Below are 22787 nucleotides of genomic sequence, written 5' to 3' on the forward strand. Positions count from 1 at the left end.
CGCCCGCCCCCGGGGCCCGACATCGGGATATCCCCAAATACCGGAACCCCACGCGGCGGCCGAACGGAGCGCGGCGCTGCCATCCCGAAATATCTTAAAGATCGTAAAGCCGATGCCGATAATCGGCTGTGGGACGGTTTTATCCGGTCGATCGTGCCTTGCCCGGTGCCTTGGCGCCGGGCAGTGTTCGGGAGGAGGGTCGGTGCAATCGGCCGGGGCAATTCAATTCATTACAGGTAACCTGCCGTGTTGGATATTAGAAAAAGCATAAAAGCCAAGCTCGGCTTGGGATTCGGCCTGACATTCGTGCTGGTCGCGGTACTTGGCGCGGTGTCGATTTGGTCGGTCCAGAGCTTGAGCACCAGTCTCGACAATATCTATGCGAAGAATTTCCAGGGCGTGAGTGCAATCACCGACGCCACTGACCTGCTCAAGGAACTGGATCAGGACCACAAGGCGCAGCTGCGCTCCGTAGCCGCGGGCAGCATCGAACAATTGGCCCACCAGATGACCGCAATCCACGACCGGCTGGATAAGGCGTGGACAGCCTACTATCCGGCGCTGGTCGCCTCGCCGGACCAGGCCCGGATCGCGAAGGCCGCCAATGCGACGTACCAGACCGCCGACGCGCAGATGAAGAAATTCGTGTCGTTGGCCAATAACAACAACGCCATCGGCGCGTCGGTGCTGTATTCGAGCAAGCTCGGCAAAACACTCGACAGCCTGCAGAAAAACCTGCATCAACTGCGCAGTAGTCAGATGGCCACGGCCTCGCAGGTCTACGGTCGCGCCCACCGGTCCGCGGTGCAGGCACGCTATTTCGGTATCGGCGTCACCGCGTTCGTACTGGTCGCGGTGCTGCTGACCGCGCTTCTGCTGGGCCGCATGATCCTGCGCCCGCTGGGCGCTGCCCGCGGTTTCGTCTCCGCGATCGCACAGGGCTATCTGGGCACGCGCATGCACAACCCGTACCGGGACGAGTTCGGCGCCATGATCGACGGTATCGAAGCCATGCGGGAACGCCTGCGCGATGTGGTCGAAGACGTGCACACCAGCGCCGATGCGGTGGCCATGGGCACGGGCGAGATCGCGGCCGGCAACGACGAACTGAGCAATCGCACGCAGGAACAGGCGGCCAGCCTCGAACAGACCGCCGCTTCAATGGAACAGATGACCTCGACGGTCAAGCAGAACGCCGATAACGCCGCCCAGGCCGATCAGCTCGCCCGGGACGTGAGCCATCAGGCCGGGGACGGCCAGAAGGTTGCGGCGAACGCCGTGCAATCCATGCACGATATCGAAGAATCCAGCCGGAAGATCAGCGAAATTGTCGGCCTGATCGACGAAATCGCCTTCCAGACCAATCTGCTGGCGCTCAACGCCTCGGTCGAGGCCGCCCGGGCCGGCGAACAGGGCCGCGGCTTTGCCGTGGTCGCGTCCGAGGTCCGCACACTTGCCAGTCGCAGCGCCCAGGCGGCCAAGGACATCAAAACCCTGGTTGAAGACAGCACGCAGAAAGTGGCTGGCGGTTCCGAACAGGTCGAACGCTCCGGCCAAGTGCTGGAAGACATCGTGGCCAGTATTCACAAGGTGAGTCATATCGTTGCCGAGATCGCGACCGCGAGCCAGGAGCAATCGAGCGGGATCGAACAAGTCAACCTTGCCATCTCGCAGATGGACGGCGTCACCCAGCAAAACGCTTCGCTGGTCGAGGAATCGGCGGCGGCGAGTCGCTCGCTGGAAGAACAGGCACAAGCGCTCAAGACCCGGGTCGCCTTCTTCAAGCTGCACGCGGCCGAAGCGGATGACGCAGCGCGCGCGCCGGATGCGGCGGCCCCGGCGCAGACGCCGGTGCAGGGATCGGCGCCGCATGCCACAGCAGCCACGCGCGATAACTCCGTGCCGGCGCCGGCGGTTAAAAGCCTGCCGGTATAAACGGCAGGCCAGCCATCGTAATACGGCGCGGACGGCGGGTTTATATCTTGGGGGCACCCCGCCGGCGCCTTGTGCGCATGATCAGTCGTGATGCGCCCGGCATCAGCCGTGGCTGCAGGCGGGCACCGCCTGTGCAGCCGATCTCCATGACGCCGCAGGGCAAGGTCGAAGAACAAAGCGCATGATTGATGCGATGCAGGCGCACAGCTGGCGCGCCCAGATCACGAGCCCGCGGCTACGAGCTGGCCACTGATGTAGACGATCAGGCGATCGAAGCTCGCCTTTTCGGCCGCACTCAGAAAGCCCTGCCGACGAATCAGGGACTGCGCGTTGTGCCAGACGCTATCGAGCTGCTGATTGAAACCGGCCGCCCGCGCCTTGCCGATGATGCCGCCGTGCCGGGCGGTCGAGATGGCGCTGCGCGTGGCGGCGATCCGGGCCTCGAGGGCTGCACGATCGGCTCGGTTGACGGCATAGCTCCCGTTGTCGACGTGCACCTCCAGCCCGGTGCCGCGCACCAGCCGCACGAGTGCGTCGATTGGCGTGTACCGGCCTTTCAGCGCCGACGTTTTCAGGTGGCCGTACCGGCCCAGATCGACCCGCACCGGACACCCGCTGGTGTGCGCGAACTGTTGCAATGCGCTATCCATCCGCTGCGCGGGAAAATCATAGCCGGCCGCATCGGGCTGGCACGCCGCCAGGGCCGGCATCGCCGCACTGGCCACCACAACGCTGACACCGATCAGAAAACGTCGCAAAAATGACATACAACCACCCGCGATTAAAAAGAAAATTGTAGCGCATGCCGATACCGGCACATGCGCCCGATACCGCCCTGCCCGCTTGTCCATTCCCGTTGCCGATGGGCAGCCTCAACAAGCGTCCGGCCGGGAGACCCGTTTTCATACACGCTGCGGGCCGGCCCCGTCTCAATTGACAGCCAGATAGGCCCGTTTCTTGAACATTGCTTGCGATACAATTCGCGCGGGCCGAGACGCGATCAACCGCCCAGGAATCAAACACAGGGATGCTGGCCGCCGCTTTTGCGGTTCGCACCGATATCCGGCACGCATGGTGCACTCGCGAATGCGCTTATCCGCTCTCGTCGACACGAGCCTCATCAACCTGCAAGTGCGGGTTCGCCCATGGGTATTTTTTCTCCTGCCGGCGATCCTGATATGGATCAGCGCCGACCTGAGCCGCTTTCTGAGCGTACCGAGCTCGGCCAATACGTCCGCAGTCTGGCCGCCGCTGGGTATCGCGCTGGCCGCTGCCTGGGTCTTTGGCCGGCGTTGGTTGATAGCCTATCCGCTGGTGGTCGGGGCCTGGTTTACCACGCACGGTTACGCGCCATCGATCTGTCTGTTGTTCATGGCCGAACAGGGCTTCGAATTGTTTGCCATGACCGAACTGCACCGGCGCCATGTCCGCGAGCGCGATTTTCTATCCTCTCTCGCTGGCGCCTTGCGTTTCTACGGATACGTCGCGGTGCTGGCGCTGCTGCCCGCGGCCGCCGCGCTGGCTTTTGCCTATCATCAGCTCGGCTATTTCGGCCAACAACCCTATCTCGGCGTATGGCTGTTTCAGTGGTTACCCGAGGCGATCGGCGTAATTCTGTTTGCGCCACCGATGCAGCGTTTTTTCGACTGGTGCCGAACGCCGGAGCGGCTGAACATCGACCCATGGGCGGCGCTGTTCGCGCTGCTGTTCGGCCTGGTGCTGCTGGCCAGCCTGGCGTTCGCGATACTCAACCGCTACAACTATGCCCGCGGCCTGGATTACCTGTTCTTCCCGCTGCTGATCGCGATGGCGCTCACCGGCTATGTGCGCAGCGCGCTGCTGGCCCTGCCGATCGCGGTGATCTGCACCCTGCTGGGGGTATATCTTGGCACCTGGACAACCAGCCACCAGGCATGGAATGCGCTGGGCGAAGGGCTTTCATTCGCCGGCGTGCTGGCCATCATGACCCAGCTTGTCATGGCGACGACCATCGAACGCACCGGGCTCATCGCGTCGCTGCGCAACGCCAATCACCATGACGCGCTGACCGGTGAACTCAACCGCGCCGGGCTGGTGGATTATGTCCGCCGCACCGATATCGCCGACACTCACCATTACATGTGCCTGACCCTGTGCCTGCGGGATTTTGTTTATTCCCGCGAGTTGTTGCCGGTGGCGCTGGTCGATGCCTGCGAGCGTTGGACACTGGCGATGCTGCGCGATGCCCTGATCCCGGTGGCCGAGTGGGCTGCGCTGGCGCGCCTGGACCAGGGAATCTATACCGCCGTGATCGCCTATACGGATATCCACGCGGTGGACTCGCGGGTGCGCCGGGTTGCGGCCGCGATCAAGGGCAGAATCTTCCGCTCCGAAGACTGGGAATATCAGGTCGACGTCACAATCGGAGGGCTGCCCTTTGCCAACAGCGACGCCATCGAGGATGTGATCACGGCCAGCCGTCACACGGCCACGGACATGACGCGCACGTCGGTGCAGACGGTTCATTTCGACGCCCACTACCAGGCGCAGCTGGCCGACCAGCGGGCCGAACTCAGGCAGCTGGAGCAGCTCAAGCGGGCCCTTGAAAACGATCGATTCCAGCTGTTCGGGCAGCAGATCCGGCCGATCGGCAACTGCGGCGCGCGCCATAAGATCGAACTCCTGCTACGCATGGTCGGACCTGACGGCGGCTGGATTTCACCCGGCCAGTTCATGCCGGTGGCGAACCGATTCGATTACATGGTGCCGCTTGATCGCTGGGTCATCCGCCAGGCGTTCACGGACATCGCCGCGCGGGCCGATCGGGCGACCCGTTACGATCAATTCAGTATCAATCTATCCGGATCGAGCCTGAGTCATTCGGAAACCAGCGCTTATGTCCGGAATGAACTCGAGCGTAGCGGCTTGCCCGCGTCGTTGTTCTGTTTCGAAGTCACCGAAACCGAAGCAATCCTTGATTGGGATGTCGCGCTGACGATCCTGGAGGAATTGAAAACGGCCGGGTTTGCGATCTCGCTCGACGACTTCGGTACCGGCCTGGCCACCTTCGACTATCTCAACCGGTTCGACTTCGACTACCTGAAAATCGACGGCAGCTTCATCCGCACGCTGGATACCAACGTCCGCAATCGCGAAGTGGTCGAAGCCATGGTGCTCGTCGCACGCCGACGCTCGATCCAAACGATCGCGGAATTTGTCGAAAACGACGCCATTGCAGCCCAGCTGCGGACACTCGATGTGGATTTCATGCAGGGCTTTGGCCTTCACCGGCCCGAGCCGCTCTCGGGTCTGCTGGCCTGAGCCGGCTGCCGGACTCGAATATCCGTCAGGCGACGAGGTGATCTTGCGGCCAAGGTCGCCGGCGCTTCGCTGAAGTCACCGATCGAAATGCCTTTGGCCCCCAGAGCCGGGCCGCCGCACCTCGATCGAGCACGTGCAGTGGCGGCGATACGGCGGCAACAGCCCCGAGCCGAGTGACCCCGCGGGACGGCGCCTGAGCGATCCGGGGTCCTGGCCCGGCGCGCCGCGCCGATCTTGCTACGGATCATGCGCGGGGTGGCAGCCGTTGCGCACTGCGGTGCGCCGGCCATCCGGCAACCGATGATCGGCATCGCCTTCTGCAAAAGCTTGCAACTCGGCTTCCCCCGCCGGTCGCAACAACCGGTCGCAACAAGTGGCGAGCGCCGCGCCGCAGGGCCGTGCGCAGCCCCGAACCCACGTGTCTCGTCCGTCGTCGAATCGTTAGCCATCACGTATACTTCGCCGCCGGCTGGTCGGCGGCCGTTACGCGCCAGCCGGATACGCCGCCTGTTGCAATCGCGCCTGCGCACTGCTGTCGAACTAACGCGGAACCATGGATAAAGGCTGGGCGCGGACTCAGCTACTCGAATTTTTGTCGCTGCCGCGCAGATTGGTACAACGTTCGGGCTAAACGGGGCCTGGCGTGCACAATTCCACGCATGGACGGGCCGCGTTCTGGTGCCCGTCAGGCGTCCGGGCTTATCGGGCCGGAAGCCGGCAACCGCAGCGGCCATGGGGCAGACGTTGCGCAAGCTTATTCGGGATCGGCCCGGTATCGGCTGGCCGACATTTTTAGAGCGACAAGAAAACGAGATATTCCGGCATGCGAATTGCCTTATACAGCGCTAATATTGATGCTGGCGGCGTCTGGTCGTTCACACGGGTGTTGGCAACCGCACTGGTTGCCCGTGGCTACACGGTCGATATGGTCGTGGCCCGCCTCGATCCGAGTCGGCTCGCGCTTGTGCCGCACGGGGTCCATACTTTTCCATTGACCAAGTCCTCGTCGGCCCGGGGGTTGGTCGATGCATTGCGTGCCTTTCCGAGGGACGCCGGGTGGCTGGCCCGGGCCTGTCTGGAGGGAAAAGGCGCGACGCGCCAGATACGCTCGGTAGCCAGCCTGACGCGATATCTGCAGCAGCGGCAGCCGGACGTACTGATCGCGAATCTGTGGCAATGCGCCGTGTCCGCTGTCCGTGCCCGGGCGCTCGCAAGCACGCATACCCGCATCGTCACCGTGGAACATTCGGACAGTTGGCACCGTCCTTGCCCGGGCGATGGCTCGCGTGCGGCCAGGCGATCGGTTACGGCCCGTATGGTGGGAAGGATTCATGCGCGTGCAGACGCGCGCGTCGCGGTTTCCGCGGCCTTGGCCCGGTCATTCGAAAAGGCCGTCGACCTGCCAATGCATGCGGTTCAGACCATCCATAATCCCGTGGTCGATTCGACCTTGCTGGACGGCATGCGCCGCCCGGTCGACCATCCCTGGTTCGGCGAGGCCGACACGCCGGTTATCGTGGCTGTCGGCCGGCTGCACCCGCAGAAGGGCTTCGATGTGCTCATCGATGCCTTCGCGTGCGTGCGTCGGCGACGAACCGTGCGGCTGGCGATTCTCGGCGATGGGGCCGAGCGCTCTCATCTTGAGGCCCGGGCCGCGCAGGCCGGGCTGGCCGACGATATCGCTTTCATGGGCTGGGTGGATCACCCGGCCGCCTTCATGGCCCGTAGCGCAATGCTCGTTTCGGCCTCGCGATTAGAAGGATTGCCTTATGCATTGATCGAAGCGCTGGCCAGCGGTTGCCCGGTGGTGGCCACGGATTGCCCGAGCGGACCGGCGGAGGTGCTCGGCCATGGCCGCTACGGTCGGCTGGTTGCCGTTGATGATATTGCCGGCCTGAGTGCCGCGATCGAACAGACACTGGATTCGCCCCCGGACAAGGCTCTGATGGAAAAGCGCGCGGCCGATTTTTCGGTGGAGAAATCGGTGGATCGGTACGAGACACTGATCTGCGGACTGTGGCCTCGCTACGATCGCCGATCGCCGCCAGCAGACGTCGTAGAGCGGAAAATACAATGAGCTGGTTTCGCAACCATCCGGACGCTGCCGTATCCGGGAAATCAGTGCTGCCGCCTGCGCCTGCCGAGACACTTGGCCAACGTGTCCCAGAGATGGTCGGTGTATTCGGATTATATCTGCTCGCCTTTTTCCAGATTGCGAACAAGACGACGGCGCTGGTGGGTCTGTTATTGATGCTGCTCGCCGCGATTGCCGGCTGGCGGCGGTTTCGAGCGACGCTGGCAGGCAGCGATGTGGCGTGGGCCACGCTCGTCTTGAGCTTTTATGTCGTGCTCCGAGCGGTGGTGGGCGCCTGGCAACAGCCGGCAATGGCAGACGCCAACTACCACAGTTTGACGGACTGGATGCTTTTACCGCTGTTCCCGCTGGTGGCCCTGTATAGTCGCGGCGACAGCCGACGTATACGACGGGTGCTGGCCGTGGCTATGGTGGGTTCGCTGCTGGGTATGGCACTTCGGTCCAACTGGCCGGCCATCGCGCAGGCCTGGCTGGACAGCGGCCGAGCGCACTGGGGCCTGCCATTCCTCTCGTCTGCACTTTATCTCGGCACCCTGTTGATCGGTTGGCTGGCCTTTGCCGGGCGGGTGATGTGGCCGGGTCGGTACAGGTGGCCACGGACAATAGCTTGGTTGGCCCTGGCCTCGATCATGGGCGAAATGCTGTTTTTGACCCAGTCGCGGGCAGTGCTGCTGTCGCTGGTTATCATTCTGCCCGGCATGGGGTTGATCAAGCTCTGGCGGACTGCGGATCCGGCGCAGCGCCGGCGCGGCCTGGGCATGGCCGTGGCCATCTTGATCGGCGTGGTCGCGCTGGCCATGGCGAATCGGGGGCCGATCGTCGCTCGCTTTCACAAGACCAGCGAAACAGTTCGGGCCATATCCAGTTTAAAAATCAATAAAGTCCCCAAAACCTCGCTCGGGCAACGCGTGCGGATCTATCGGTTCGGCAGCCGAATCTGGCTGGAACACCCGGTGTGGGGGTGGGGTCCCGGTTTCGAGGCCACGACCATGCGGCCCGACGCGCCGCGAACGCCTGACGCGGCCCACCGCTATTATGATCATCTGCATGACGGTTATCTGGAAACACTGGTCCGATTCGGCGTCGTTGGTTTCGGTTTGGCCGGATTGCTGGCGTTTTTCCTGATCCGCGGCCTATGGCGTGCCTGGCGGCGCGGCGATGTGCCCTTAGATATTGGCCTGTTCCTGATCTCTTCCGGCCTGCTCGCGGCGCTAACCAACGTAACGGATTTCCGTCTCACGCATAAACCTTATGCCTTCTACAGCATCCTGCTTATGGGATTGATGTACGGCTATACGCTGAAAAGTCTGAAACCGCAGCACGCGCCGCCGCCCGACCGATCTCACACCGCGACCGCTCCGGATTAGCGCATGGCAAGAGGCGGAGCGCGTGGGTCGAACACCCAATGAGCGGCGCCCTACCCGGACGCGCTCGCAGGAATCTCGGGCATCAGTTGGCGCCCAGCCCGCGTTCGGCGATCAGTTGGGCGGCTGACTCGGCTTCGCTATGCTGTGTGTGACAGGCCATTCGTTTTCTCCTTTCGTCGTTTGCGCGAACAAATCCAGCGACAGGATATCGGGTGGCCTGTCACCTTTCCGGCCCTGACCACATTACAGAAGTGATCATGCACTATTAACCCGGCACAAAAACAGATGATTTTTCGGATTAATAGCGCGAGCATGCGACCGCGTGCTCGCCGCGGCCATTGGCCGCGAAGCCTTTGAAAATAAAAGACGGATAGGCGCCGGCTTTTATTTTTGAAGGCGTTGAAAACAGCTGATCAAGTCAGCTGTTTTGATGCCGGGTTAATAACGGGCGTCTCCGCCGAGAGTGGAACGGATGTCACAGAGTGACGTTCCGAGCAATATGCCTCGCAAGTGCAGCCGTGTAGCACTGTTCGCCATGTGTCGGCTTTTCTTCCACTCAATACACGACAAACTTTGCCACTTAGTGCAGGCCTTTGTTTTTTCAGGCAAAAAAATATGGCCCACGGATTGCTTCATGTAAGCGCTATCCCGTCTCGAAGAGGCCAGGTCATGCTTACTGTCGTCCGGAGCGCAATGTCTGCGCTGGTGTTTGTTGGTTATCTGGGCGCGGCCTCGGCCGCCGCGACCGTTCTGACTGGCGGCAGCACCGTCGGTCCGGGCTACACCGGCCTCTATGTGTTCGGCGACAGCCTCTCCGACGCCGGCAACGTGTATACCGTGACCGCTGGGTCCGAGCCGATCTCCCCGCCCTATTCGAACGGACGCTTCACCAACGGTAATGTATGGGTGCAGGATCTCGCGGCGTCGCTCGGTCTCGGAGCGGTTACGCCAAGCATTACCGGCGGCAACGACTTCGCCTTCGGCGGTGCGCAAACCGGGCCGACCAACGCTAACCCTTACAACTCATCCAACCCGAACTATCCCGCAAATCTGCTGACCGACCTGCCTGCACAACGGACCACATTCGATAGCGTGACCCACAACGGCGCCAACGCCAAAACGGGCGCACTTTACACCCTTTGGATCGGCGCCAACGATCTCGATGCGCTGATGTCCAGCGCACTCAGCGGCCCTATCCAGCCGTTGCAGATCAATACAGATATCAGTCAGGCGATCGCCAACATCAGCAACTTCGTCAACGACCTGGCCGGTGACGGCATGCAGAATCTGCTCGCGCTGAACGTACCAGACCTGAGCAAAACGCCGAACGCCATTGCGGCCACCGGTAATGACGCGGCAAAGCTGGCGCTGATCCGATCTTTAACGGCCGACTTCAACGCCAGCCTGTCCCAGGCGCTGAATGCCCTCGCGCAGGCTGATGGCTTCGCGCTGACCCAGGTCGACACCTTCAGCGCGTTGGACCAAGCCGTCGCCGATCCGGCGGCCTATGACTTCACCAATGTGACCGACCCGTGCTGGACCGGCAATTTCACCTCGGCGGCTCCAGGTAGCGTATGTAGCGACCCCAGCCAGTACCTGTTCTGGGACGGACTGCACCCGACCGCGGCAGCACACCAGATCATCGCCGATGCGGCCGCTGCCGCGCTGTCTGCGCGGGCGGTCGCCGAACCCAACAGCGCCACACTGCTTCTCGCCGGAGTGATCGGCATGCTGCTGCTTTGCCGGCGCCGAGCGACAGTCGTGAGCTGAGGAGGAAGGCGGTCATGTCGCGTTCGCGCTTCCAACAGCTGCTGGAGAACCGGGTGATCCAACGGCAGGCGGCCATCGCGGTAGACCGTTCTGTCGAGATAGTCGGTCTGCCCCAACACCTTTTTGGTCAATGCTCCGCGGCCACTCTCGGCATCCGCCAGTGAGTTGCGCCAGTAGCGGAGCCACTGCCGGGCCGTGGGCCGGGTCGCGTCTGCTTGGGTCATGCCTTGGTCTTTTCCCTTGTGCGTTTTTCGGCGCCTGCGCGGCGCGCGCTTCCTGGATGCGCGCCAGCAGCGCCTCGGCACTGTTGCCACCGGTGATCTGCTCGGGGGACAAAATCGTGGGACAAAATCGGGACAGACCACGATTTCCATCCCCGTTTACAGTCCTTAATCAGCCGCCAGCGGCACTCAGGCCATCAAAGCCTCAAGCTCACCTGACCGATCAGCCGGCAAACGCCGCGCCTGCATCGCGATATTGAACTCCCGCGCCACGGCGCTGATCTCAAGCGTCGACGCATCCACCGCATAGCCCTGCTCGTGGAGCCAGCGTAAGACATCCGCCAAATGCCAGAGCGACGGATTGCCTTCATGGACAGCGGCCGGAAAGGTCGCGGCGTGATTCACAGCGATCTTTCGCAGGTTCTGCCGCGACATCCCGACGTGATCGGCGATATCGGTGAGCCCGACGTAATCCGGCAGCACTTCTATCAACTCGGCATGATCGAGCGCGCGTCGCACGTCAGCGATCGCGCTTTCCAGGGCTTGCTGACCGCTTTCGGCTTCGCGAGAGAATTCCAGGGCGAGCCGGCCGGTCTGCCCGATACCGGGCAACGCATCATCACAGCCCGCCTCGAACAAGCGATCGAGAAGCGCCTGATCGTTGCCGTCGTAATCGTGCAGGCGGTATTTCAGCGTGAAGATGTATTCCATGGCGATCTCCACCGAATCAGTTCGACTCGCCCGATCCGCCGGTGCATTTATCGACGACGCGGCGAATCTGGCGGGCGTGGGCTTCGGGATTTTTCGGCGTACTCCAGATGCTCGTGATACAGAACTCGCCGCAGCGACACTCGGCATCGTTGTGCGGGCAGAACAATCGGCCCCACGCATGACCGCGGCTTTTTTCGACCCGCCAACCGTAGCTTTCGGCATGCGCTATGGCCTGCTCAATGGCCTTGCTTGGATGCTTGAAGTCGCGCGCCATGCGTCGAGATCGATTGTTCTCTTAACTAAGCTAGTTGTCAACTGACAACTACCCTACTCCCACTCAATCGTCCCCGGCGGCTTCCCGGTCACGTCGTAGACCACCCGGGAAATCCCGTCCACTTCATTCACGATCCGGGTCGACACGCGTCCGAGCAGTTCATACGGCAGCTCCGCCCACTTGGCGGTCATGAAGTCGATGGTCTCGACCGCTCTAAGTGCGATGACGTGTTCGTAGCGGCGGCCGTCGCCGGTGACCCCGACGCTGGAGACCGGCAGATAGACGGCGAAGGCCTGGCTGACTTTGTCGTACCAGCCGGAGTCGCGCAGTTCCTGGATGAAGATGGCGTCGGCGGCGCGGAGTTTGTCGGCGTATTCCTTCTTCACTTCGCTGAGAATGCGCACGCCCAGGCCCGGACCGGGGAACGGGTGGCGCATGAGCATGTCGCGCGGCAGGCCGAGGGCCAGGCCGAGTTCGCGGACTTCGTCCTTGAACAGTTCACGTAGCGGCTCGACGAGGCCGAGCTTCATGTCTTCCGGCAGGCCGCCGACGTTGTGGTGGCTCTTGATGACGTGGGCCTTGCCGGTGGCCGAACCCGCGGATTCGATGACGTCCGGGTAGATGGTGCCCTGGGCGAGCCAGTCGATATTGGTGAGTTCGGCGGCGTGGGCGTCGAAGACTTCGATGAAGGTGTTGCCGATGATCTTGCGCTTGGCCTCCGGGTCGGCCACACCTTCGAGCTTGGCGAGGAATTCGTCTTCGGCATCGGCGCGGATGACGTTCAGGCCCTTGTGCTCGGCGAAGGTGGCCATGACTTCGTCGCCTTCATTGAGGCGCAGCAGGCCGTTATCGACGAATACGCAGATTAGGTTTTCGCCGATCGCTTCATGGATGAGAGCGGCCGTCACTGAACTATCCACCCCGCCGGACAGGCCGAGCAGCACGCGCTGGTCGCCGACTTGTTCGCGGATGCGCTCTATCAGGTCTTCAATGATGTGTTTGCTCGTCCAGAGCGCGCCGCAGCCGCAGATGTCGTGCACGAAGCGCGAGAGGATGCGCTTGCCCTGCGGCGTATGGGTGACTTCCGGGTGGAACTGGATGCCGTAGTAGCCACGCTCTTCATCGGCCATGCCGGCCAGCGGCGCGCCGTCGGTGTTGGCGATGCGCTTGAAGCCTTCCGGCAGTTCCTTGACGCGGTCGCCGTGGCTCATCCAGACGTCGAGCAGGCCGTGGCCTTCTTCGTTGACGTGGTCTTCGATGTCGTGGAACAGCTTGGAGTGGCCGCGGGCGCGGACCTGGGCGTAGCCGAATTCCTTGTGGCTGGAAGTTTCCACTTCGCCGCCGAGCTGGGCGGCCATGGTCTGCATGCCGTAGCAGATGCCGAGCACCGGCACGCCGAGTTCCCAGACGGCATCCGGCGCGCGCGGGCCCTCGTCCACCGTGACCGATTCCGGCCCACCAGAGAGGATGATGCCGTTGGGCGCGAAATCGCGGACGTAGTGGTCGGCCACGTCCCAGGCGTAGATCTCGCAGTAGACATTGGCCTCGCGCACGCGCCGCGCGATGAGCTGGGTGTACTGACTGCCGAAGTCGAGAATGAGAATTTTCTCGGCGTGGATATCCTGGGTCATCTTCGTTCCAAGCTCGGTGTTGGTTCTTTAAGGCCGGCTATCCGCAGATTTCGCAGATGGCGCAGATTTTGGCGGTTAGGCTTTCGTGTTGTAGATGGCTGCGGGCGCTGTCTGGTTTGGCGGTTTGTTCTGTTAAGACATTTGTCCGCAGATCTACGCAGATTCACGCAGATGGCGGTTGGGCTTTCTTGGCGTTGTGAAATTGGGGCGCTGCTGGCATCGAGGGCTCCGACACACTTGATCCAAAAACCCGTTGAGGGTGTAGACAAACCTTTATTCGGTCTGTCAATCGTGAAAACAATGCCTTCGCCCAGCTGTCGGATTACGGTGCAAGCACCTAATCCGACCTACGCAACGATCTGATATTGCGGCTATCACCGGCCGCTATGTCCTCTACGCCCTCATTCAATTGGTCAATTTTTTTCTGTCTTAAAATCTGTGTCATCTGCGCAATCTGCGGATAAACAAATACGCTTCTCCCAAACAAGAAAAGCGCAGACCAACCAGACCTGCGCTTTTCGCATTCAAACAACACCGAGCACGCTTTAGTCGACGCGGTAGTTCGGCGCTTCCTTGGTGATGTTCACGTCATGGACGTGCGATTCCTTCATGCCGGCGGAGGTGATTTGCACGAACGTGGGCTTGGTGCGCATTTCGGCGATGTTGTGGCAGCCGGTGTAACCCATGGCCGCGCGCAGGCCGCCGATGAGCTGGTGCACAATGCCGCCGAGCGGGCCCTTGTAGGGCACGCGGCCTTCGATGCCTTCCGGCACGAGCTTCTGGATTTCCTCGGAGGGGTCCTGGAAGTAGCGGTCGGCGCTGCCCTGGCTGCCGCTCATCGCGCCCAGCGAGCCCATGCCGCGGTAGGCCTTGAACGAACGGCCCTGGTAGAGCTCGATTTCGCCGGGCGCCTCTTCGGTGCCGGCGAACATGCCGCCGATCATCACCGCATCAGCGCCGGCGACGAGCGCTTTGGCCACATCGCCCGAGAAGCGGATGCCGCCGTCGGCGATTACCGGCACGTCGGTGCTCGACAGTTCGGCAACCACGTTGGCCACGGCCGAGATTTGCGGCACGCCGATGCCGGCCACGATGCGGGTGGTACAGATAGAGCCCGGGCCGATACCGACCTTGACTGCGTCCACGCCGGCATCGACCAGCGCCCGCGCGCCCTCGGCCGTGCCGACGTTGCCGCCGATGAGCTGCAGCTCGGGAAAGCGTGTCTTGAGTTCGCGGACGGTATCGAGCACCCCGGAGGAATGGCCATGCGCGGTATCGACCACGACCACGTCCACACCGGCGTTGACCAGCGCCTGTACGCGCTCGAAGGCATCCGGGCCCGGGCCGACGGCCGCGCCCACACGCAGGCTGCCGGCGGCGTCCTTGCAGGCATTGGGGAAATCGCTGGACTTCTGAATGTCCTTGACGGTGATCATGCCGCGCAGCGCGAAGTCACCGTTGACCACCAGCACCTTTTCGATGCGATGGGCATGAAACAGGCCGAGAATTTCCTCGCGATCGGCGCCCTCGTGCACCGTAATCAGCTTCTCGCGCGGCGTCATCACCGACGTAACCGGCGCATCGAAACGGGTCTCGAAACGCAGATCGCGGCTGGTGACAATGCCCACCGGTGCGCCGTTATCGACCACCGGCACGCCCGAGATGCCTTGCGCGCGCGTGAGATCCAGCACTTCGCGGATGGTGGCGTTCGGACCGACGGTGATCGGGTCGGAAATAACGCCGGATTCATATTTCTTGACCGTGCGCACGTGCTGCGCCTGTTTCTCGCCCGACATCGACTTGTGGATGATGCCGATGCCCCCCTCCTGCGCCAGTGCGATCGCCAGCCCGGCCTCGGTGACCGTGTCCATGGCGGCGGAGACCAGCGGAATGTTGAGGGTGATGCCGCGCGTGAGCCGGGTCGACAGATCGACCTGACGCGGCAGCACGTCGGAATACGCGGGTTGCAGCAGGACGTCGTCGAACGTCAGCGCTTGCTCACTGATTCTCAGGGTCATAGGCTCGCCAGCGGTGAGCGGCCTGTTTGCGCCGGATGCGCGTTGTGGCCGCCGCAAAGACCGCGGATTATACAAGCTCGCGCGCCTTGGTTCACTAGGCGATTGCCGCGGCGACTATCCGCGCCCGCACTCATCCCGACGTACCGCGCATTCAGACAGGCCAAACCGCACATGACCGCAGCCGATTCCGGCCCCATCGTATTCACCGTCAGCGAACTCAACCGCGCGGCCCGCGACCTGCTGGAGCAGAGTTTCGGCCTGCTTTGGGTCGAGGGCGAGATCTCCAACCTGGCGCGGCCGCGCTCGGGGCATGTGTACTTTTCGCTCAAGGACGGCGAGGCGCAGGTGCGCTGTGCGCTGTTCCGCAACAAGGCACGGCTGCTGCGCGTGGCGCTCGACAACGGCGTGCAGATTCGCGTTCGCGCGCGCGTGAGCTTGTATGCCGCACGCGGCGACTACCAGTTGATCGTCGAGCACGCCGAGGATGCCGGCGCCGGCACGCTGCAACGCGCCTTCGAAGCGCTGCGTGCGCGACTGGACGCCGAGGGCCTGTTCGCGGTCGAGCGCAAACGCGCCCTGCCCGGCGCCCCCGCCCGCATCGGCGTGATTACCTCGGCCACGGGCGCGGCGATTCGCGACGTGCTGTCGGTGGTGTCGCGGCGTTATCCGCTCGGCGCGCTGCGCGTCTATCCGGTGCCGGTTCAGGGCGAGGCCGCGCCGCCCGCGATCGTGGCGGCCTTGGGCCGCGCCGGGCAACGGGCGGATTGCGACGTAATCCTGCTCGTACGCGGCGGCGGCTCGCTGGAGGATCTTTGGGCGTTCAACGATGAAACCGTCGCCCGCGCGATCGTGGCCTGCCCGATTCCGGTGGTCTCGGGCGTGGGCCACGAGGTGGATGTGACCATCGCCGATCTCGCCGCCGATGTGCGTGCGGCGACGCCCTCGGCGGCGGCCGAGCTGGTGTGCCCGGACATGGCCGCGCGCGCGGCGCAGCTGCCACAAGCCAGCGCGCGGCTGCAGCAGCGCATCAACGCGCGGCTGGCCGAGGCGCGCCAACGCCTGGCCGGTCTGGAACAGCGCCTGGCGCGCCAGCGCCCACGCCGACGGCTGGAAACGGCGGCCCAGCGGCTGGACGAGGCGGAGTTGCGGCTTGCGCGCATCGCGCAGGGGCAAATGAGCGCGCATCGACGACATCTGCAATTAGTCGCAGACCGCTTGCACCGGGCCACGCCGGCCCGCCGCCTGACACAGGCCGAACACGCGCTCGACGGCCTGTCGCAACGTCTTGAGCGCACGGGTATCCGTCGGCTCGAGACCGCGCAGCGCCGGCTCGGTTCGGCGGTGCGGGCACTGCATAGTGTCAGTCCCCTACAGACGCTGGAACGTGGTTATGCTATAGCTCGCGACGCGCAGGGCGATGTTCTGCGCGACGCTTCGACCGTGGCCGTAGGCGAAACCGTCGCGATCGATCTGGCACGGGGGCGACTGGACTGCGAGGTTCGCGCCCGCCATGAGCGGGCCGGCCTGAAGGAACACAACAACCGCGATTGAACGGCCGGCGCATCGCATCCGGCCGTTACGCTGAAACCCAAGGGGTCCCGACATCGTTATGACGAGTACGCCGCACCATGCCTGCCTGCGCCTGACATTCGCCGCGACCGCGCTGATCGGCGCGCTGGCGGCCACCGGCTGCGCGACGGGCCCAAAGCTGTCCACACCGCAGCCGCCGCCAATTCCCAAGCCCGCCGGCGACGTGCCAAGCGTCAACAAGGCCGTACTCAAGCCGGGCACGCAGGTGGTGGCCGACACCGCCGAAGGCCATATCAAGATCGAGGCCGGTCCCGGCCTGCGCCGTGTGTTCGACTGGGACGGCCTGCGACGCGGGGTGATCGCCAAGCCACGCCAAAAACGCTTCGCCGGTGAGTCGGCCAAGGGGCTGTACTTCGACGGCACACCCAAGGTCTGGAAGCCCGCCCATGGCATCTCCAAGCTGCGTTATGAAGAGGGCTATCGCAACTTCGAAAACATGGACGACGCGATGATCTGGATGCAGATCCGCCGTCTGTACTACACCTACAACGACAACGGCCTGGTGGTCGGCTGGAAGCGCAAGGGCGATACCCTGCAGGTGGAAGTCTGGCAGTTCACGATCGATGGCAAGAAGCCCACCACCATGCCGAAGGCCCAGAGCACCCGTATCGCCGAGGGCCCGCTCAAGGTCAAACCGCAAAAGATGTCGCCACACCTGGTGTTCGCCGACGGCCATACCGAGCCCTATAACACCCGCACGGCGTCGGAATATTCCAACATCCATACCGGCGGTACCGCGGGCAGCGCGCACGCCAGCCAGTGCGGCTGGTTCAAGAGCGTGTTTGGCCAGTGCGCGAGCGCTTCGGCGGGCAGCACCAACAGCCGCGCGGATCACGGCAGCAACGCCGCCGGCAAGACCTCCGCGACCGCCGCATCGAACAGCACGAGCGCGGCGAAGAATACGGCGGCGGGCGCCGGATCCGCCAGTTCGACGACCGCTCAGCAGGCGGCCTCAGGAGCCCCGCAGGCCAGGATCGCGGGCAAGGTGGTCAATATTCGCAGCCGGCCGAGCACACACTCCAAGGTGCTGTTGCAGGCGCGGCAGGGCGACCCGGTCGCGATATTGAAAAAGGATCATGGCTGGCGTTATGTGCGGTTCGGCGACGGCCGCAAAGGCTGGGTAGCCAACTTCTTGCTCAAGCATTGACATGCCGGACGGGCGCGGCGGCGGCCAGCACATGAATGCCCCCGCCTGCCACCCGTCCCGGTAGCGTCCGCCGGCTCGACCCGCGCGGGTGCTGCGTCAACGCGACAACGAACACGCCGGGCATCGCGGCTCGCAGGCCGCGGCGCCTAGCGGCGTTGCGCGCGCGGCTTGTCGACGTAGGGGTTGTCGCTGTTCTTGAACACCAGTTGTATCGGCGTGCCGAACAGGTTGAAGTGCGCCCGGAAGCGGCGCACCAGATAACGCTTGTATTCGGCCGACAGCCGCTGCGTCTGGTTGCCGTGGATCACGATCTTGGGCGGATTGCGCCCGCCCTGATGGGCGAAGCGCAGCTTGATACGGCGCCCGTGGACGGCCGGCGGCGCGTGGGCCGCCACGGCGTCTTCCAGCGCGCGTGAGACCTGCGGCGTTGACAGTTCGGCGAAGGCTGCCCGGTACGAGGCCTGTACGGCATCGAGCAGATCGCGCAGCCCGGAGCCGTGCAAGGCGGAAACGAACAACAAGGGCAGATAGTCGAACGCGCCCATGCGCTCAACGACCTTCGCATGCAGTTTCGCACGCTCATCCGGCGACAGGCCGTCCCACTTGTTGAGCACGATTACGGCCGCCCGGCCACGCTCGATCGCCAGATTGAGCAGGCGGATATCCTGGGTCGACAGCCCGGCCCGCGCATCCAGCATGAGCACCACGACCTGGGCCTGTTCGGCCGCCTGCATGGCCTTGATCACACTCAGCTTCTCGATGCCGTCGTCGACCTTCGAACGACGCCGCACACCCGCCGTGTCGACGATGACATACGGCTTGTCGTCGAAAAAGAATTCGCTGGCCACGGCGTCGCGCGTGGTCCCCGGCGCGTCCTGCGTGAGCATGCGCTCGTCGCCCACCAGCCGGTTGACCAGTGTGGACTTGCCGGCATTCGGCCGGCCCAGCAGCGCGATGCGGATGGCATCGGGGCGGTGGGCGCGCACCGCAGCACGCGGCTCGGGCAGATCGGCGAACACCCGTTCCAGCAGCAGATTGACCCGATCGCCATGCTCGGCCGAGATCGCCCACGGCTCGCCCAGCCCCAGCGCATGGAATTCGGCGTTGGCCGTGACGTTGGCCTGGCCTTCGCTCTTGTTCACCACCACGATGACCTGCTGGCCGTTGCGCCGCAGGCGCTCGGCGATCGCCCGATCGCCGGCCATCAGCCCCTGGCGGCAATCCACCACCAGTAGCACCGCATCGGCCTCCGCCAGCGCCGCATCGGTCTGGGCCAGCGCTCGCGTGTCGATATCCTCGTCATCCTGGCCGATGCCGCCGGTATCGACCACGATGAAGCGCCGGCCGGCATGCGTGGCATAGCCGTACTGCCGGTCCCGCGTGACCCCGGGCTGGTCCGCCACCAGGGCATCCCGGGATCGCGTCAGCCGATTGAACAGGGTCGACTTGCCGACGTTCGGCCGGCCGACCAGTGCGATGACCGGAAGAACGGCCCCGCTGTCCGCCACGGATCAACTACCGCTGGAGGCAAAGCGCACGGCGGCGACCTCGCCGTCGGCGCCGAGCACGATCGCCCGGTCTCCGACCACGACCGGCTGCGCGCGGATCGCCTGGTCAAACGGGCGGCCGCGCCCCTCGACGGACCCGTCGTTCGGCGACAGCCAGTGCAGATAGCCCGCATAGTCGCCGACCAGTACATGCCCATCGACGACGGCCGGTGCCGAGAGCTTGCGGTATTTGAGCGCGTCCTGCTTCCACACCGATTCGCCGTTGGCCTGCGACACGGCCCAGACCACGCTGTTCATGTCGGTGGCATAGACGTTGCTGCCGTCGACCGCCAGATTGTTTTCCGAGGCGATCTTGTGCTTCCAGCGAATCCCGCCACCATGAATATTCATGGACACCAGCGCGTCGCCCGCGCTGATCGCGTAGACACTGTTGCCGTCGATCAACGGATTGGCGTCGACGTCGACGATACGGTCGAGTTCCGAGCGGCCTTCCGGCAGCGCCACGGTCTGCTCCCAACGCTGTTCACCGGTGGCCAGATCCAGCGCCTGGACCTTGCCGCTGTCCATGCCGACGTAGACCGTGTTGCCCTGAATGACCGGCGAGGCCGTGCCGCGCATGGTCAGGTTCGGTACGCTGCCCTCGATGGTCCAGAGCCGGTCGCCGGTGGCCATGTCCAGCGCGGCGACATGCCCGTCGACCGTACGCGCAACCACCAGATTGGCGGTGCCGGCCGGGGCCGCGATCACCTCGCTCGACAGATCGGCGCTCCAGTCCTTGCTGCCGTCATCGGCGGACAGCGCGATAACCTCGCCGTTGCGGGTGCCGACCAGCAACGTGCCGTCAACCACGGACGGACCGGAAATGAGGTGTTCATGGGTATCGACATGCCACACGCGGTGCCCGTTGGCCAGCTTCAGCGCCACGACTTCGCCGTTGCTGTTCGCTACATACACCCGACCGTTCGCCACCGCGGGCACGAAGCCGCCTTCGTCCTTGCCGGCGCCGCTGCCGCCGTTGGCATGCCAGAGCACCTGCATCCGGAAGGCCGGGTTCGGCAGTTTGGTGAGCGGTTTCGGCTGGTTGATGGTGGCACCGCCGCCACAGGCGGTCAGGCCGACCGTGACCGCGATCAGCAGCGGCGTCAGGCAGGCGAGCTTGCGTCGATAATTGTTCATGAGTCGGACTTCTTCGAATCGGTCGGCGTGTCACCGGCGGCCGACGCCGGTGCATTCTGATGGAGTTTCTGCTCGAGCATGTGCCGCGACGCATCGGGCGGCAGCTTCGCCAGCGCCTTCTTGTAGGCCGCATGCGCCGCCTTGCGATCGCCCTGCGCTGCATGGATATCGCCGGCCAGCTCGGCATAGAGCGAATCAAACGATGCCGGATGATCCTGTTTCAATAACTTGAGCGCCGCATCGGGCTTGTTCTCGGCCCAGAGCACGCGCGCCTTGCGCACCGCGGCGATCTGGCGGATGCCCTCGCCCTTGGCATTTTTCATCGCCCAGTCGAGCTGGGCGGCGGCCTTGTCGAGCTTGTCCTGATGGACCTGGTAGGCGGCCATGGCCAGGGCCGCGGCGCCGGCATAGGGCGTGCCGCTGTAATCGCTCTCGAGCGTCGACACGAGATTGTCGACGCCAGCGGTGACATTGTCGGTGCTGATGCCGTGCTGGACCTGGGCGTACATGTCGGCCGCATGGGCATCCTGACGATTGCTGTACCAGCCCCAGGCGTACCAGCCACCAATCGCAAGCAGCCCGATGAGCACACCGATGATCGCGGCCGTCCCGTTCCTGGACCACCAGCGCGTCAGGCTCGCCAGCTCTTCGTTGTCGTCGTAGTCCGCCATTCCCGTCCTTTGTCGTTTCGTTCCGTCGACTGTCGCGTCAGCCGCGCGCATCGGCCAGCAGCGCGGCGATACGTGCCGGCGCCTCGGCGAGCCCCACTGTTTCCTGTTCCCGGTCGTCGGTCAGCGGTTTGATCTGGAGTGTATCGTTGGCAGCCTCGTCGTCACCGAACACCAGCGCCAGACGGGCCCCGCTCTTGTCCGCCTTCTTGAACTGCGACTTGAAGCTGCCGCCCCCTGCATGCACGCGCAGTCGCAACTCGGGCAGCGCATCGCGCAGGCGTTCGGCCAACGCCGGCACCCGCGCGCTGGCCGCGTCGCCGGTGTGGACCAGATAGGCCTGCGGCGCCACATCGTCGAGTGCAACGCCCTGCGCCTCCATCAACGCGACCACGCGTTCGACGCCCATGGCAAAACCGGTCGCCGGCGTATCCGAACCGCCGAGCTGGGCCACCAGACCATCGAAACGACCACCCGAGCACACGGCGTTCTGGGCGCCGAGATCATCGGTGAGCCACTCGAACACGGTGCGCGTGTAGTAATCCAGGCCGCGGACCAGACGCGGATTGATGCTGTAGTCGATGCCGAGCGCAGCGATGCCGTCGCACAGTCCCTGGAAATGCGCGGCCGATTCCGGGCCGAGATAATCGGTCAACGCCGGTGCGGCCGCGATGAGCGCGGCCATCTCCGGGTTCTTGCTGTCGAGAATACGCAGCGGGTTCCGGTCCAGGCGGCGCTTGCTGTCGGCATCGAGCGTTTCGTGATGGGCGCTGAAATACGCATGCAGCGCATCGCGATACGTCGCCCGCTCGGCCGGGGTGCCGAGCGTATTGATCTCGAGCCGCAGGCCGGTGATGCCAAGACGACTGAAAAGTCGCGACGACATCGCGATCTGCTCGATATCCACATCCGGCCCGGCCTGACCGAAGGCCTCTACACCGAACTGATGGAACTGGCGCTGGCGCCCCTTCTGCGGCCGCTCGTAGCGAAACATCGGCCCGACGTACCACAGGCGCTGCGTGGCATTATGCAGCAGACCGTGCTGGATCCCGGCGCGCACCGCGCCCGCCGTGCCCTCCGGCCGCAGCGACATGGATTCGCCACCGCGGTCGTCGAAGGTATAGAGCTCCTTCTCGACGATGTCGGTTACTTCACCGACGCCCCGCTCGAACAGACCGGTCCGTTCCATGATCGGCAACCGGATCTGTTCGTAGCCGTAGGCCGCGAACACATCGGCCGCCGTGCGTTCCAGCGTGTGCCACAACGCGTTTTCCGCGGGCAGCACATCCTGCATGCCGCGGATCGATTGAATACGCTGACTCATCGAACCCTTCTATCGTGACTGTACAGCCCGGGCGCCTGTGTCCCGTGACGCC

Annotated in this window: 16 protein-coding genes; 7 read left to right on the top strand and 9 right to left on the bottom strand. The window is 64.0% G+C overall.

Going from position 1 to position 22787, the window contains the following annotated elements; genetic code table 11:
- The first annotated feature begins 246 nt into the window (after positions 1-246).
- The gene (locus ACS8Y6_RS09650) at positions 247-1935 is read left to right on the top strand and encodes a methyl-accepting chemotaxis protein (protein WP_440850289.1); all 1689 of its coding nucleotides are present in this window, start codon (positions 247-249) and stop codon (positions 1933-1935) included.
- 221 nt (positions 1936-2156) lie between these two features.
- Here ACS8Y6_RS09650 and ACS8Y6_RS09655 read toward each other — a convergent pair whose 3' ends face one another.
- Positions 2157-2702: a hypothetical protein gene (locus tag ACS8Y6_RS09655; protein WP_440850288.1), complete on the bottom strand. Its 546-nt coding sequence runs from the start codon at positions 2700-2702 to the stop codon at positions 2157-2159.
- Positions 2703-3021: 319 nt separating this feature from the next.
- Between ACS8Y6_RS09655 and ACS8Y6_RS09660 the strand changes: the two genes are divergently transcribed.
- The 4 genes from ACS8Y6_RS09660 (at position 3022) to ACS8Y6_RS09675 (ending at position 10467) form a co-directional block, all read left to right on the top strand.
- Positions 3022-5235 (top strand): EAL domain-containing protein, encoded by a 2214-nt coding sequence (locus ACS8Y6_RS09660; protein ID WP_440850287.1) that lies wholly within the window; start codon positions 3022-3024, stop codon positions 5233-5235.
- A gap of 823 nt (positions 5236-6058) precedes the next feature.
- Positions 6059-7312 (top strand): glycosyltransferase, encoded by a 1254-nt coding sequence (locus tag ACS8Y6_RS09665; protein WP_440850286.1) that lies wholly within the window; start codon positions 6059-6061, stop codon positions 7310-7312.
- The gene (locus ACS8Y6_RS09670; protein WP_440850285.1) at positions 7309-8697 is read left to right on the top strand and encodes an O-antigen ligase family protein; all 1389 of its coding nucleotides are present in this window, start codon (positions 7309-7311) and stop codon (positions 8695-8697) included. The genes ACS8Y6_RS09665 and ACS8Y6_RS09670 overlap by 4 nt, the downstream gene beginning before the upstream one ends.
- Before the next feature lie 693 nt (positions 8698-9390).
- Positions 9391-10467: an SGNH/GDSL hydrolase family protein gene (locus ACS8Y6_RS09675; RefSeq protein WP_440855456.1), complete on the top strand. Its 1077-nt coding sequence runs from the start codon at positions 9391-9393 to the stop codon at positions 10465-10467.
- 410 nt (positions 10468-10877) lie between these two features.
- Here the strand turns inward: ACS8Y6_RS09675 and ACS8Y6_RS09680 are convergent, their stop codons facing one another.
- The 4 genes from ACS8Y6_RS09680 to guaB form a co-directional block, all read right to left on the bottom strand.
- A complete protein-coding gene (locus ACS8Y6_RS09680; protein WP_440850315.1) occupies positions 10878-11399 on the bottom strand; it encodes a helix-turn-helix transcriptional regulator in 522 nt (173 codons plus the stop codon).
- A 16-nt stretch (positions 11400-11415) separates the two neighbouring features.
- Positions 11416-11673 carry a hypothetical protein gene (locus ACS8Y6_RS09685; protein WP_440850282.1) on the bottom strand — a complete coding sequence of 86 codons (258 nt, stop codon included), beginning with the start codon at positions 11671-11673 and terminating at the stop codon, positions 11416-11418.
- 53 nt (positions 11674-11726) lie between these two features.
- Positions 11727-13304, bottom strand: coding sequence for a glutamine-hydrolyzing GMP synthase (gene guaA / locus ACS8Y6_RS09690; RefSeq protein WP_440855457.1), 1578 nt, complete (start codon positions 13302-13304; stop codon positions 11727-11729).
- A 545-nt stretch (positions 13305-13849) separates the two neighbouring features.
- Positions 13850-15316 (bottom strand): IMP dehydrogenase, encoded by a 1467-nt coding sequence (guaB, locus tag ACS8Y6_RS09695; RefSeq protein ID WP_440850314.1) that lies wholly within the window; start codon positions 15314-15316, stop codon positions 13850-13852.
- Positions 15317-15493: 177 nt separating this feature from the next.
- On the opposite strand from guaB, the gene xseA reads away from it, so the two are divergent.
- A complete protein-coding gene (gene xseA / locus ACS8Y6_RS09700) occupies positions 15494-16873 on the top strand; it encodes an exodeoxyribonuclease VII large subunit (RefSeq protein ID WP_440855458.1) in 1380 nt (459 codons plus the stop codon).
- A 58-nt stretch (positions 16874-16931) separates the two neighbouring features.
- On the top strand, positions 16932-18059 hold the full coding sequence (locus ACS8Y6_RS09705; protein ID WP_440850278.1) for an SH3 domain-containing protein: 1128 nt from the start codon (positions 16932-16934) through the stop codon (positions 18057-18059).
- Positions 18060-18205: 146 nt separating this feature from the next.
- Here the strand turns inward: ACS8Y6_RS09705 and der are convergent, their stop codons facing one another.
- Genes der through hisS form a run of 4 tightly spaced genes read right to left on the bottom strand, consistent with a single transcriptional unit; the run spans position 18206 to position 22735 of the window.
- Positions 18206-19567 carry a ribosome biogenesis GTPase Der gene (gene der, locus ACS8Y6_RS09710; RefSeq protein WP_440850277.1) on the bottom strand — a complete coding sequence of 454 codons (1362 nt, stop codon included), beginning with the start codon at positions 19565-19567 and terminating at the stop codon, positions 18206-18208.
- Positions 19568-19570: 3 nt separating this feature from the next.
- Positions 19571-20743 (bottom strand): outer membrane protein assembly factor BamB, encoded by a 1173-nt coding sequence (gene bamB, locus ACS8Y6_RS09715; protein ID WP_440850276.1) that lies wholly within the window; start codon positions 20741-20743, stop codon positions 19571-19573.
- Positions 20740-21414 (bottom strand): YfgM family protein, encoded by a 675-nt coding sequence (locus ACS8Y6_RS09720; protein ID WP_440850275.1) that lies wholly within the window; start codon positions 21412-21414, stop codon positions 20740-20742. The genes bamB and ACS8Y6_RS09720 overlap by 4 nt, the downstream gene beginning before the upstream one ends.
- A gap of 37 nt (positions 21415-21451) precedes the next feature.
- Positions 21452-22735, bottom strand: a complete 1284-nt coding sequence (hisS, locus tag ACS8Y6_RS09725; RefSeq protein ID WP_440850274.1) for a histidine--tRNA ligase — start codon at positions 22733-22735, stop codon at positions 21452-21454.
- Between the last annotated feature and the right edge of the window lie 52 nt (positions 22736-22787).

Source organism: Salinisphaera sp. RV14 (genome assembly GCF_052044135.1).
Taxonomy (GTDB): Bacteria; Pseudomonadota; Gammaproteobacteria; order Nevskiales; family Salinisphaeraceae; genus Salinisphaera.